This is a genomic window from Paraburkholderia hospita (assembly GCF_002902965.1).
GTDB classification, from domain to species: Bacteria; Pseudomonadota; Gammaproteobacteria; order Burkholderiales; family Burkholderiaceae; genus Paraburkholderia; species Paraburkholderia hospita.
Genome location: NZ_CP026105.1, coordinates 3506248 through 3519048, shown reverse-complemented (window position 1 = coordinate 3519048; position 12801 = coordinate 3506248). Strand labels below are relative to the sequence as shown.

The window sequence follows — 12801 nt, the reverse complement described above, 5'->3', positions numbered from 1 at the left end:
AGAGAAGGACAGAAGTATGTTACTGGCGCTGGCGCAATGGCTGCAGAACGACGTAGGCTTTTTGCGCGTGTTCAGTTATCTGACGTTTCGTGCTGTCGCGGCGACGATCACCGCGCTGCTGATCGGGCTCGTCTGCGGCCCGTGGGTGATCCGCAAGCTCGCGCAGATGAAGGTCGGCCAGGCCGTGCGCAAGGACGGCCCGCAGACTCACCTCGTGAAATCGGGTACGCCGACGATGGGCGGCGTGCTGATTCTGATCGGCATCGCCGTGTCGACGCTGTTGTGGGCCGACCTGACCAATCGCTTCATCTGGATCGTGATGCTCGTCACGTTCGGCTTCGGCGTGATCGGCTGGGTCGACGACTATCGCAAGGTCGTCTATAAGGATCCGCGCGGCATGTCGTCGCGCGAAAAGTATTTCTGGCAGTCGGTGATTGGTCTCTTCGCAGCCGTGTATCTCGCGTTCAGCGTGTCGGAAGCGAGCAACGTACGCGTGTTCGATCTGTTCATGGCGTGGGTGCGCAGCGGTCTGTCGATGGGCTTGCCCGCGCGCGCCGACCTGTTGCTGCCGTTCCTCAAGTCGATGACCTATCCGCTCGGGGTGTGGGGCTTCATCGCGCTGACGTATTTCGTGATCGTCGGTTCGAGCAACGCAGTGAATCTCACCGACGGTCTCGACGGCCTCGTCATCATGCCCGTCGTGCTGGTCGGTTCGTCGCTCGGCGTGTTCGCGTACGTGATGGGCAGCGCGGTCTATTCGAAGTACCTGCTGTTTCCGCACATCGCGGGCGCGGGCGAAATGCTGATCTTCTGCTCGGCGATGGGCGGGGCAGGCCTGGCGTTCCTCTGGTTCAACACGCATCCGGCGCAGGTGTTCATGGGCGACGTCGGCGCGCTCGCACTGGGCGGCGCGCTCGGCACGATCGCCGTGATCGTGCGTCAGGAAATCGTGCTGTTCATCATGGGCGGGATTTTCGTCGCCGAGACGGTGTCGGTGATGTTGCAGGTCACGTGGTTCAAGTTCACGAAGGCACGTTTCGGTGAAGGCCGCCGCATCTTCAAGATGGCGCCGCTGCATCACCACTTCGAATTGTCGGGCTGGAAGGAAACGCAGGTGGTGGTGCGTTTCTGGATCATCACGCTGATGTTGTGCCTGTTCGGTTTGTCCACGCTCAAGTTGCGTTAAGCCGCATTCGAGTCGTACTTAAAGTCGTACTCAAGTCGTACTCAAGGGGAAGCAGTCAATGTTTGGCGAGAAGTTTCGGGATCGGCAAAAGCCGATGGTGCTCGTGCTGGGGCTCGGTGAATCGGGCCTCGCGATGGCGCGCTGGTGCGCGCGGCATGGTTGCCGCCTGCGCATTGCCGACACGCGCGAAGTGCCGCCGAATCTGTCCGCGCTCGAAGCGCATGGCATCGACGGGGATTTTGTCGGCGGGCCGTTTTCCGAGGTGCTGCTGGAAGGCGTCGAGCTGGTTGCGATCAGCCCGGGCCTGTCGCCGCTCGCCGCCGATCTCGTACCGCTGATCGCCGCCGCGCGCGAACGCGATATCCCCGTGTGGGGCGAACTCGAATTCTTCGCGCAAGCGTTGCGCACGCTCGGCGAAAGCGGCTACACGCCGAAGGTCATCGCGATCACGGGTACGAACGGCAAGACCACCACGACGAGTCTGACGGGCCTGTTGTGCGAGCGTGCGGGCAAGAAGGTCGCGGTCGCGGGCAACATCAGCCCGGCTGCGCTCGACAAGCTGACGGAAGCGATCGACAACACCGCGCTGCCCGACGTATGGGTGCTCGAACTGTCGAGCTTCCAGCTGGAAACCGCGCACACGTTCGAGCCGGACGCCGCCGTGATCCTGAACATCACCCAGGATCATCTGGACTGGCACGGCGGTCTCGATGCGTACGCCGCGGCGAAGGGCAAGATTTTCGGCAAGAACACGGTGCGCGTGCTCAACCGCGACGACGCGCGCGTGATGGCGCTCGCGCCGTCGCAGCCAGGCGGCGCGCAGGTGGTGACGTTCGGCGTCGGCGAACCGGCGCGCGACGGCGACCTCGGCTTGATGCGCGAGAGCGGCATGATCTGGCTCGTCGATGCGCACGACCGCGACGCGACCGACGAGCCCGCGCCCACGCGCCGTCGCAAGAGCGAATCCACGACGCCGCCGAACATCGGGCTGAAGCGTCTGATGCCCGCTGACGCGCTGCGTATCCGCGGCTTGCACAACGCGACGAACGCGCTGGCTGCATTCGCACTCGCGCGCGCCATCGGTCTGCCGGGCGCGCCGCTGTTGCACGGCTTGCGCGAGTATCGCGGCGAGCCGCATCGCGTCGAACTGATCGCATCGATCGACGGTGTGGACTACGTCGACGACAGCAAGGGCACCAATGTCGGCGCGACGGTTGCGGCGCTTGACGGCCTCGCGCAGCGTGTCGTGCTGATCGCGGGCGGCGACGGCAAGGGCCAGGAATTCGATCCGCTCGCCGAGCCGGTGATGCGCTGGTGCCGCGCGGTGATGCTGATCGGCCGCGACGCGCCGCAGATTCGCGCAGCGCTCGCGCATACGGGCATCGCGATGACCGATCACGCGACGCTCGAAGAAGCGACGCGCGCAGCCAGCGCCGTCGCGCAGCCGGGCGACGCCGTCTTGCTGTCGCCCGCGTGCGCCAGCTTCGACATGTTCAAGGGTTACGCGCATCGCGCCGCAGTGTTCAAGAGCGCGGTCGAAGACATCGCTGCCGAACGGGGGACGATGATATGAGCTGGACGGAACGCTTCGGGTCACAACTCGGCAAGCAGCGCGGCTCCGCAGGTGGCGCGGCGACAGCCGAGCGCACGTCGCGCACGGGCGGGCTGTCGAGCGCCGTCAACGGCGTGCGTCCGCTGCGCTCGCGGATGCTCGACTACGACCACTCGTTGCTGTGGGTCGTCGTCGCGCTGCTGGGTCTCGGCATCGTGATGGTGTACTCGGCGTCGATCACGATGCCGGACTCGCCCAAGTACGCGTCGTATCGCGACTATGCATTCCTCCTGCGCCAGATCCTCTTTGTCGTGATGGGATCGGTGACGGGCGTGATCGCGTTCCGCATCCCCATTTCGACGTGGGACAAATACGCGCCGAAGCTCTTTCTGATCGCGCTCGTCACGCTCGTGATCGTGCTGATCCCGCACGTCGGCAAGGGCGTGAACGGGGCGCGCCGCTGGATTCCCCTCGGCATCACGAACATGCAGCCGTCGGAAATCATGAAGCTCGCCGTGACGATCTACGCGGCGAACTACACGGTGCGCAAGCAGGAATACATGCACAGCTTCGCCAAGGGCTTTCTGCCGATGGGCTTCGCCGTCGGCGTGGTCGGCATGCTGCTGCTGCTCGAGCCGGACATGGGCGCGTTCATGGTGATCGCGGCGATCGCGATGGGTCTGCTGTTCCTCGGCGGCGTGAACGGCAAGATTTTCGGCGGACTGGTTGCGACGGCTGTCGGTACATTCACGTTGCTCGTGTGGGCGTCGCCGTGGCGCCGCGAGCGGATCTTCGCGTACCTCGATCCGTGGGACGACCGTTATGCGCAGGGCAAGGCGTATCAGTTGACGCACTCGCTGATCGCGTTCGGTCGCGGCGAATGGTTTGGCGTGGGACTCGGCGGCAGTGTCGAGAAGCTCAACTATCTGCCCGAAGCGCACACCGACTTCATTCTCGCTGTGATCGGCGAAGAACTTGGTTTTGTCGGCGTGCTCGTCGTGATCCTGATGTTCTACTGGATCGTGCGCCGTTCGTTCGAGATCGGCCGTCAGGCGCTCGCGCTCGACCGCACGTTCGCGGGTCTGGTCGCGAAGGGCGTCGGCATCTGGTTCGGCGCGCAGACCTTCATCAACATGGGCGTGAACCTCGGCCTGCTGCCGACCAAGGGTCTCACGCTGCCGCTCGTCAGCTACGGCGGATCGGGCATTTTGCTGAACTGCGTCGCGGTTGCGGTGCTGATGCGGGTCGACTACGAGAACCGGGTCCTCATGCGCGGGGGCAAGGTATGACGATGCAACAACGCACGCTGATGGTGATGGCGGGAGGCACCGGGGGACACGTGTTCCCGGGCCTCGCCGTCGCGCACCTGATGCAGGCGTGGGGCTGGCGCGTCGTGTGGCTCGGCAATCCCGCCGGCATGGAAGCGACGCTCGTCCCGAAACACGGCATTCCGATGGAGTACGTGCAGTTCGGCGGCCTGCGCGGCAAGGGCATGAAGACCAAGCTGATGCTGCCCGTGAATCTGCTGCGCGCGTGCATGCAGAGTCTCTCGGTGCTGCGTCGCGTGAAGCCTGATGTCGTGCTCGGCATGGGCGGCTACATCACGTTCCCTGCGGGCGTGATGACAGCATTGAGCGGCACGCCGCTCGTGCTGCACGAACAGAATTCGATCGCCGGTCTCGCGAACAAGGTGCTCGCGAAGCTCGCCAAGCGCGTGCTCGTCGCGTTTCCGGACGCGTTGCCGCATGCGGAATGGACGGGAAATCCAATTCGTGAGGAACTTGCGCGCACGCCAGCACCCAAAGCACGCTACGCGGCGCGTAGTGGTCCGCTGAACGTGCTGGTGGTGGGCGGCAGCCTGGGTGCGGCGGCATTGAATGAAGTGGTGCCTCGCGCGCTGGCGCAACTCGCACCGCAAGAGCGTCCGCGCATCGTGCATCAGGCGGGCGCGAAACATATCGACGCATTGCGCGCGAACTACGAAGCAGCGGGGATCGCGACGGGCGACGATGTGCAACTCGTGCCCTTCATCGACGACATGACGAGCGCCTATGCGAACGCCGATCTCGTGATCTGCCGTTCGGGCGCGATGACGGTCGCCGAGATCGCGGCGGTGGGCGTGGCGGCATTCTTCGTGCCGTTCCCGTACGCCGTCGACGATCACCAGACAACTAACGCAGCGTTTCTCGCCGATCACGGCGCGGCGCTGCTCGTGCAACAACGCGACCTGTCGGTGGATAACCTCGCCGACTGGTTGCGCAGCCAGACGCGGGCGTCGCTCGCGGATATGGCGGAGCGTTCGCGCTCGCTCGCGAAACCCGATGCCACCGAACAGGTCGCGCAGATCTGCGCAACGGTGGCAGGCGTGACACCGAGCCTGAGCCCGGAAGGAAAGCAGCAATGAAACATATCGTCAAACACATTCACTTCGTCGGGATCGGCGGCGCGGGCATGAGCGGCATCGCCGAAGTGCTCGTCAATCTCGGCTATCAGGTGAGCGGTTCGGACCTGTCGCGCAATGCGGTGACGGAGCGCCTCGCCGCGCTCGGCGCGCGCATCGCGATCGGTCACGACGCGGAGAACATCGAAGGCGCGAATGCTGTCGTCGTATCGACGGCCGTGCGCAGCGACAACCCGGAAGTGCTGGCCGCGCGCCATCGCCGTATTCCTATCGTGCCGCGCGCGGTGATGCTCGCGGAACTGATGCGCCTGAAGCAGGGCATCGCGATTGCCGGCACGCACGGCAAGACGACCACGACGTCGCTGGTGGCGAGCGTGCTCGCGGCGGGCGGTCTAGATCCGACGTTCGTGATCGGCGGGCGGCTGATCAGCGCGGGCGCGAATGCGCGCCTCGGCACGGGCGATTTCATCGTCGCCGAAGCGGACGAATCGGATGCGTCGTTCCTGAACCTGTTCCCGGTGATCGAAGTCATCACGAACATCGACGCCGATCACATGGACACTTACGGCCACGACTTTGCGCGGCTCAAGCAGGCGTTCATTGAATTTACGCACCGTCTGCCGTTCTACGGTATTGCGGTGCTGTGCGTCGACGATCCGAACGTGAAGGAGATCCTGCCGTTCGTGTCGAAGCCGATCATCCGCTACGGTTTCGCACCCGACGCGCAGGTGCGCGCGGTCAATGTCGAAGCGCACGGCGGCAAGATGCATTTCACGGCGATGCGCGAAGACGCGGCGCCTATCGACATCGTTTTGAACCTGCCTGGCCTGCACAACGTGCAGAACGCGTTGGCCGCAATTGCAATTGCGACTGAACTTGAGGTGAAAGATGCCGATATCCAGCGAGCGCTCGCGGATTTCAACGGCGTCGGCCGGCGCTTCCAGCGCTACGGCGAAGTGAGCGTGACGGGCGGCGGCGCCTACACACTCGTCGACGATTACGGCCATCACCCCGTCGAAATGGCCGCGACGATTGCGGCGGCGCGTGGCGCATTCCCCGACAAGCGCCTCGTGCTCGCATTCCAGCCGCACCGCTTCACGCGCACGCGCGACTGCTTCGAAGATTTCGTGAAGGTGCTGTCGACGGTCGATGCGCTCGTGCTGACGGAAGTCTACGCAGCGGGCGAAGCGCCCATCGTCGCAGCGGACGGCCGTTCGCTCACGCGTTCGATCCGCGTGGCGGGCAAGGTCGAGCCGGTGTTTGTCGAAACAGTGGATGAAGTGCCGGACGCGCTCGCTGCAATCGTGCGCGACGGCGATGTGGTGATCACGATGGGTGCAGGTTCGATCGGCAGCGTGCCGGGTCGGCTTGCAGGAAACGAAGGTGCGAAATGAGCAGTATCGATCCTAAATCTTTTGGCAAGGTCGCGGTCCTTCTCGGCGGTGTGTCCGCCGAGCGCGAAGTGTCGCTGAACTCCGGCCGTCTCGTGCTGCAAGGGCTGCGCGATGCGGGCGTCGATGCGCATCCGTTCGATCCGTCCGAGCGTCCGCTTGCGGCGTTGAAGGACGAAGGCTTCGTGCGCGCGTTCAACGCGCTGCATGGCGGCTACGGCGAGAACGGCCAGATTCAGGGCGCGCTCGATTTCTACGGCATCCGTTATACGGGCAGCGGCGTGCTCGGCTCGGCGCTCGGTCTCGACAAGTTCCGCACGAAGCTCGTGTGGCAGCAACTCGGCGTGCCGACGCCGCCGTTCGAAGCGGTGCTGCGCGGCGACGACTACGCCGCGCGCGCGAAGGACATCGTTGCGAAGCTCGGCTTGCCGCTGTTCGTGAAGCCGGCGAGCGAAGGCTCGAGCGTCGCCGTCATCAAGGTGAAGACGGCCGATGCGCTCGTGCCCGCGCTCGAAGAAGCGGTGAAGTTCGACAAGATCGTCGTGGTCGAAAAGAGCATCGAAGGCGGCGGTGAGTACACGGCGTGCATCGCGGGCGATCTCGATCTGCCCGTCATCCGCATCGTGCCCGCCGGCGAGTTCTACGACTATCACGCGAAGTACATCGCCAACGACACGCAGTACCTGATTCCGTGCGGCATTGCCGCCGACGAAGAAGCGCGCCTGAAGAAGATCGCGCGCCAGGCGTTCGACGTGCTCGGCTGCACCGATTGGGGCCGCGCCGACTTCATGCTGGACGGCGAAGGCAATCCGTATTTCCTGGAAGTGAACACGGCGCCCGGCATGACGGACCACTCGTTGCCGCCGAAGGCCGCGCGTGCTGTCGGCATCAGCTACCAGGAACTGGTGGTGCAGGTGCTTGCATTGACGCTCAAGGATTGATCGAGAACTAAAGGATCGCGCCCGGATCATGTGGAACAACGTACGCCAGCTCAATCTCGCCGCCAACGCGTTGCACGCGTTGTTGCTGCTCGTGCTGCTGGCGGCGGGCGCGTACTGGCTGATCCAGCGCCCGAACTTCACGCTGCGCGAGATCCGTATCGACGGCGATACCGAGCACATCAACTCGCCGACGGTGCGCGCGGGTGTGGTCGGTCGGTTGAAGGGCAACTTCTTCACCGTCGATCTCGACACGGCGCGTCAGGCGTTCGAACAGATGCCGTGGGTGCGTCATGCGAGCGTGCGTCGCGTGTGGCCGAATGCGCTCGCGGTGACGCTCGAAGAGTACAAGCCGCTCGGCACATGGGGAGCCGATCAGCTGGTGAGCACCGACGGAGAGGTGTTCACCGCGAACCAGGGCGAGCTCGAAGAAGAGCTGCCCGCGTTCGATGGCCCGGATGGGTCCGCGAAAGAAGTCGTCGCGCGTTATCAGGACTTCAAGAAGTGGTTCGCGCCCGTAGGGGCGACGCCGGATGAAGTGACACTGACACCACGCTTTGCGTGGACGGTGAAGCTGTCGAACGGCATGCAGGTCGAAATTGGACGCGAGCGTAATCAGGACACGCTCTACGACCGCTGCAAGCGGCTCACCGCGGCATGGGGCGCGGTGACGCAACGTTGGGGGAAGGACATCGAATATGCGGACTTGCGTTATCCGAACGGTTTCGCCATTCGTGCAGCAGGCATGCGCTTCATTACGGAACCCGACAAGGGCAAGAAGTAACAGGACATCACACGCAATGAGCACGCTATGAGTAAAGACTATAAAGATCTGCTGGTAGCCCTCGACATCGGCACGGCGAAAGTGGTCGCCATCGTCGCCGAGCTGAAGGGCGAAGGTCATTACGAGGTGATCGGACTCGGCCAGAGCGAATCGAAAGGGCTCAAGAAAGGCGTCGTGGTGAACATCGAGGCCACGGTGCAGTCCATTCAACGAGCGCTCGAAGAAGCCGAGTTGATGGCCGACTGCAAGATCACGAACGTGTTCACCGGGATCGCTGGCAGCCATATCCGCAGCTTCAATTCGAGCGGGATGGTCGCGATCAAGGAAAAGGAAGTGACGCAGACGGACGTCGCGCGTGTGATCGAGACGGCCAAGGCGATCAACATTCCGACCGATCAGCAGGTGCTGCACATCCTGACGCAGGAATTCATCATCGACGGCCAGGAAGATGTGCGCGAGCCGATCGGCATGAGCGGCATCCGCCTCGAAGTGAAGGTGCATATCGTCACCGGCGCGGTGAGCGCGGCGCAGAACATCGTCAAGTGCGTGCGCCGCTGCGGGCTCGAAGTGAACGATCTGATCCTGCAGCCGCTCGCGTCGTCGCTCGCGGTGCTGACGGAAGACGAGAAAGAACTGGGCGTGGTGCTGGTCGATATCGGCGGCGGCACGACTGACATTGCCATCTTCAGCGAAGGCGCGATCCGTCATACGGCTGTGATTCCCATTGCCGGCGACCAGATCACGAGCGACATCGCGATGGCGCTGCGCACGCCGACGCCGGATGCCGAAGACATCAAGGTCAGCTACGGCATCGCGAAGCAGGCACTCGCCGATCCCGACGAGATGATCGAAGTGCCGGGTCTGGGCGAGCGTGGTCCGCGCACGCTGTCGCGCCAGGCGCTTGCAGCTGTGATCGAGCCGCGCGTAGAAGAACTGTTTTCGCTCGTGCAGCAGGTGGTGCGCGAGTCGGGTTACGAAGAGCTGCTGAGCTCGGGCGTCGTGCTGACGGGCGGCGCGTCGATGATGCCGGGCATGGTCGAGCTGGGTGAAGACATTTTCCTGAAGCCGGTGCGTATCGGCGTGCCGGAGTATGCAGGCGGTCTCGCGGACGTGGTGCGCAATCCGCGTTATTCGACGGCGATGGGTCTGCTCGTCGAAGGACGCTCGCAGCGCATGCGTGGTCGCAAGGTCGCGGTGCAGTCGGGATCGATGGGTCAGGTGTTCACGAGGATGAAGGACTGGTTCCTCGGCAATTTCTAAAAGAATTCGAAGCAAAAAGGGAAATTCGCGCCGGTGCCGGCGGCCGGCGCGCGACAGGAGGTTGCCCGATCTCTTGCCGAATAACGGCCGAGGAAGTGGTTCTTTTTTTCTTGACGGAGGCAACATGGAATTCCAGATGCTGGAAACGGAAACCAACGGCACCATCATCAAGGTGGTGGGCGTCGGTGGTGCGGGCGGCAATGCAGTCACGCACATGATCAATCGCGGCGTGCAAGGCGTCGACTTCATCGTGATGAACACGGACGCACAGGCGCTGTCGCGCTCGCGCGCGCCGAATGTCATCCAGTTGGGCAACACGGGTCTTGGCGCAGGCGCAAAGCCCGAAATGGGCCGATCGGCAGCAGAAGAAGCACGTGAGCGCATCGCGGACGCACTGCGTGGCGCGCACATGGTGTTCATCACGGCAGGTATGGGCGGCGGCACGGGCACGGGCGCAGCACCCGTGGTCGCGCAGATCGCCAAGGAAATGGGCATTCTGACGGTCGGTGTCGTCAGCAAGCCGTTCGAGTTCGAAGGCGGCAAGCGCATGCGCGTCGCCGAAGCCGGTTCGCAGCAACTGGAGGATCACGTCGACTCGCTGATCGTCGTCCTGAACGACAAGCTGTTCGAGGTGATGGGCGATGACGCCGAGATGGACAAGTGCTTCCAGTGCGCTGACGACGTGCTCAACAACGCAGTTGCCGGTATCGCGGAAATCATCAACGTCGACGGTCTGGTGAACGTCGACTTCGAAGACGTGAAGACGGTGATGGGCGAGCAGGGCAAGGCGATGATGGGCACGGCGACGGTAGCCGGCGTCGATCGCGCGCGTCTCGCGGCGGAACAGGCCGTTGCGAGCCCGCTGCTGGAAGGCGTCGATCTGTCGGGCGCGCGTGGCGTGCTGGTGAACATCACGTCGAGCCGTTCGCTGCGTCTGTCGGAAACGCGCGAAGTGATGAACACCATTAAGAGCTATGCTGCCGATGACGCGACCGTGATTTTCGGCGCGGTGTACGACGACGCAATGGGCGATGCGCTGCGCGTGACGGTGGTGGCAACGGGTCTGGGCCGCGCTGCGAAGAAGCAGCAATCGGCGCCGATGACGCTGCTGCGCACGGGTACGGACAACCAGCCGGTGGGCGCAATGCAACATGCGTACACGCCGCATCACGCAGCGACGGCGGACTACGGTTCGCTGGATACGCCGGCAGTGTGGCGCACCTCCCGTGATACGGCTGCTTCGCACGTGCAGGCGCTGCAGGAAAAGGGCGTCGACACGTACGACATCCCGGCCTTCCTGCGCAAGCAGGCGGACTGAGGTTCACGCAGGAGCGGGCTTTCTGCGGCGTAATCTTGCTTGATGGTTGATTACGCGCAGCAGAACTGCACGAGCGTGGCGGGTGGAACGGCAAAAAGGCCGCGTTGGATTGCACGCGCGGCACGGACAAGTGCCCTCTTCGTGGTTGTGAAGCGGATCGGGTCACTGTCGCCGGATGAATACTCCACTGCGGCACGAGACCGTGCGAGCGTGCTCCGCATCGATGCGAAGGAACGAGCATGATTCAGGTAGGTGAAAAGCTTCCCCAGGCGACCGTTTACGAATTGATCGAAGACGAACGCGAGGGCTGCACGATCGGGCCGAACAGCTTCGACGTGCGCGAGCAGACGGCGGGCAAGCGCGTGGTGATCTTCGGATTGCCGGGCGCGTTCACGCCCACCTGTTCGGCGAAGCACGTGCCGGGCTATGTCGGGCAGGCAGAGAAGTTGCGTGCTGCTGGTATCGACGAGATCTGGTGCGTATCCGTCAACGACGCGTTCGTGATGGGCGCGTGGGCACGCGATCAGCACACCTCGGGCAAGGTGCGCATGATGGCGGACGGCAGCGCGGCTTTCACCCAAGCCCTCGGTCTGGAGCAGGATTTGTCGGCGCGCGGCATGGGAATCCGTTCCCAGCGCTATGCGATGGTGGTCGACGACGGCGTGGTCAAGACGCTGCACGTCGAGGCACCCGGCAAGTTCGAAGTGAGCGATGCGGCCAGTATTCTCGCGACGCTGAGCCAGGCATGACACGGCCTTGAAGCTTCGTCGCAGCCGCGCAGAGTGGGTTGTTGCGCTGCGGCAACGCTTTTCGTGACGCTGTTGTGACAGGCCGTAACGCGGGCCGATGACCGGAAACGCCTCCGTTCCGGGCATCGGCCCGTCACGCTTCCCGATTAGGTAACGTAGAGAAACAGATTGAAACGCCAGCGCAACGACGCTCCGGAAACGATTGGAGTATAATTCGTGCTATGAATTAAAAAATCCTGATTGGGATTTTCAATCGAATAGAAGACCACCATGTTGAAGCAGCGCACTATCAAACAAATCGTCAAGACGGTTGGCATCGGCCTGCATTCGGGCCGGAAGGTCGACCTGACGCTCCGCCCGGCGGCGCCGGACACGGGTATCGTGTTTTGCCGCGTGGATTTGCCCACGCCGGTGGACATTCCCGCGTCCGCGATGGCGATTGGCGATACGCGGCTCGCATCGGTGTTGCAGAAAGACGGCGCACGCGTGTCGACGGTCGAGCACTTGATGTCCGCATGTGCGGGCCTCGGGATCGACAACCTCTACGTCGACGTCACCGCTGAAGAAATTCCCATCATGGACGGCAGCGCTGCGTCCTTCGTGTTCCTGATCCAGTCGGCGGGCATCGAAGAGCAGAACGCGGCGAAGAAGTTCATCAAGGTCACCAAGCCGGTCGAAATCCGCGACGGCGACAAGTTTGCGCGTCTCGACCCGTACTTCGGCTTCAAGCTGAAGTTCACGATCGACTTCCGCCATCCCGCCGTCGACAAGACGGGCCAGGCACTCGAAGTGGATTTCGCGAACACGTCGTATGTGCGTGAAATCGCGCGTGCCCGTACGTTCGGCTTCGCGCACGAAGTCGAAATGATGCGCGAACTGGGTCTGGCGCGCGGCGGCAGCATGGACAACGCGATCGTGCTCGACGAGTACCGCATCCTGAACAACGACGGTCTGCGGTACGACGACGAGTTCGTCAAGCACAAGATGCTCGACGCTATCGGTGACCTGTACGTGGTCGGCCACCCGTTGCTCGCGGCATATGACGCGTACAAGTCGGGCCACGGCCTGAACAACGCACTGCTGCGCGAACTGCTGGCGCACGAAGATTCGTACGAGATCGTCACGTTCGAAGATACGCAGAAGGCGCCGCGCGGTTTCGCGTACGACACGCAGACGGCGTTTGCCTAAGGCGAGTCTGTCGCCTCGGTGACAACCGGGGCCG

At 63.5% G+C, this 12801-nt stretch carries 11 protein-coding genes; all 11 read left to right on the top strand.

Annotated elements, in window-relative coordinates:
• The first annotated feature begins 16 nt into the window (after window positions 1-16).
• The 11 genes from mraY (at window position 17) to lpxC (ending at window position 12767) form a co-directional block, all read left to right on the top strand.
• Complete coding sequence (gene mraY / locus C2L64_RS15925; RefSeq protein WP_007747064.1) at window positions 17-1186, top strand: phospho-N-acetylmuramoyl-pentapeptide-transferase; 1170 nt, start codon at window positions 17-19, stop codon at window positions 1184-1186.
• Between the two features lie 58 nt (window positions 1187-1244).
• The gene (murD, locus tag C2L64_RS15920; protein ID WP_090835890.1) at window positions 1245-2759 is read left to right on the top strand and encodes a UDP-N-acetylmuramoyl-L-alanine--D-glutamate ligase; all 1515 of its coding nucleotides are present in this window, start codon (window positions 1245-1247) and stop codon (window positions 2757-2759) included.
• Window positions 2756-4027: a putative lipid II flippase FtsW gene (gene ftsW / locus C2L64_RS15915; RefSeq protein WP_086909881.1), complete on the top strand. Its 1272-nt coding sequence runs from the start codon at window positions 2756-2758 to the stop codon at window positions 4025-4027. Before murD ends, ftsW begins: the two co-directional genes overlap by 4 nt.
• On the top strand, window positions 4024-5142 hold the full coding sequence (gene murG, locus C2L64_RS15910; RefSeq protein WP_007747069.1) for an undecaprenyldiphospho-muramoylpentapeptide beta-N-acetylglucosaminyltransferase: 1119 nt from the start codon (window positions 4024-4026) through the stop codon (window positions 5140-5142). Before ftsW ends, murG begins: the two co-directional genes overlap by 4 nt.
• The gene (gene murC, locus C2L64_RS15905; protein WP_086909882.1) at window positions 5139-6533 is read left to right on the top strand and encodes a UDP-N-acetylmuramate--L-alanine ligase; all 1395 of its coding nucleotides are present in this window, start codon (window positions 5139-5141) and stop codon (window positions 6531-6533) included. Before murG ends, murC begins: the two co-directional genes overlap by 4 nt.
• Window positions 6530-7471, top strand: coding sequence for a D-alanine--D-alanine ligase (locus C2L64_RS15900; RefSeq protein WP_007747072.1), 942 nt, complete (start codon window positions 6530-6532; stop codon window positions 7469-7471). Before murC ends, C2L64_RS15900 begins: the two co-directional genes overlap by 4 nt.
• A 28-nt stretch (window positions 7472-7499) precedes the next feature.
• On the top strand, window positions 7500-8252 hold the full coding sequence (locus C2L64_RS15895) for a cell division protein FtsQ/DivIB (RefSeq protein ID WP_007747075.1): 753 nt from the start codon (window positions 7500-7502) through the stop codon (window positions 8250-8252).
• A gap of 27 nt (window positions 8253-8279) precedes the next feature.
• Window positions 8280-9512: a cell division protein FtsA gene (ftsA, locus tag C2L64_RS15890; protein ID WP_007747080.1), complete on the top strand. Its 1233-nt coding sequence runs from the start codon at window positions 8280-8282 to the stop codon at window positions 9510-9512.
• Window positions 9513-9636: 124 nt separating this feature from the next.
• On the top strand, window positions 9637-10830 hold the full coding sequence (ftsZ, locus tag C2L64_RS15880; RefSeq protein WP_007747082.1) for a cell division protein FtsZ: 1194 nt from the start codon (window positions 9637-9639) through the stop codon (window positions 10828-10830).
• 239 nt (window positions 10831-11069) lie between these two features.
• Window positions 11070-11579, top strand: a complete 510-nt coding sequence (locus C2L64_RS15875) for a peroxiredoxin (protein ID WP_007747084.1) — start codon at window positions 11070-11072, stop codon at window positions 11577-11579.
• A 270-nt stretch (window positions 11580-11849) separates the two neighbouring features.
• Window positions 11850-12767: a UDP-3-O-acyl-N-acetylglucosamine deacetylase gene (gene lpxC, locus C2L64_RS15870; protein ID WP_007747085.1), complete on the top strand. Its 918-nt coding sequence runs from the start codon at window positions 11850-11852 to the stop codon at window positions 12765-12767.
• Window positions 12768-12801 lie beyond the last annotated feature (34 nt).

What these genes read in the sequence shown, in the direction of transcription:
- mraY (WP_007747064.1), top strand. Translation starts at nt 17, where the DNA reads ATGTTACTGGCGCTGGCGCAATGGCTGCAGAACGACGTAGGCTTTTTG.
- C2L64_RS15895 (WP_007747075.1), top strand. Translation starts at nt 7,500, where the DNA reads ATGTGGAACAACGTACGCCAGCTCAATCTCGCCGCCAACGCGTTGCAC.
- murD (WP_090835890.1), top strand. Translation starts at nt 1,245, where the DNA reads ATGTTTGGCGAGAAGTTTCGGGATCGGCAAAAGCCGATGGTGCTCGTG.
- ftsZ (WP_007747082.1), top strand. Translation starts at nt 9,637, where the DNA reads ATGGAATTCCAGATGCTGGAAACGGAAACCAACGGCACCATCATCAAG.
- ftsW (WP_086909881.1), top strand. Translation starts at nt 2,756, where the DNA reads ATGAGCTGGACGGAACGCTTCGGGTCACAACTCGGCAAGCAGCGCGGC.
- murC (WP_086909882.1), top strand. Translation starts at nt 5,139, where the DNA reads ATGAAACATATCGTCAAACACATTCACTTCGTCGGGATCGGCGGCGCG.
- ftsA (WP_007747080.1), top strand. Translation starts at nt 8,280, where the DNA reads ATGAGTAAAGACTATAAAGATCTGCTGGTAGCCCTCGACATCGGCACG.
- lpxC (WP_007747085.1), top strand. Translation starts at nt 11,850, where the DNA reads ATGTTGAAGCAGCGCACTATCAAACAAATCGTCAAGACGGTTGGCATC.
- C2L64_RS15875 (WP_007747084.1), top strand. Translation starts at nt 11,070, where the DNA reads ATGATTCAGGTAGGTGAAAAGCTTCCCCAGGCGACCGTTTACGAATTG.
- murG (WP_007747069.1), top strand. Translation starts at nt 4,024, where the DNA reads ATGACGATGCAACAACGCACGCTGATGGTGATGGCGGGAGGCACCGGG.
- C2L64_RS15900 (WP_007747072.1), top strand. Translation starts at nt 6,530, where the DNA reads ATGAGCAGTATCGATCCTAAATCTTTTGGCAAGGTCGCGGTCCTTCTC.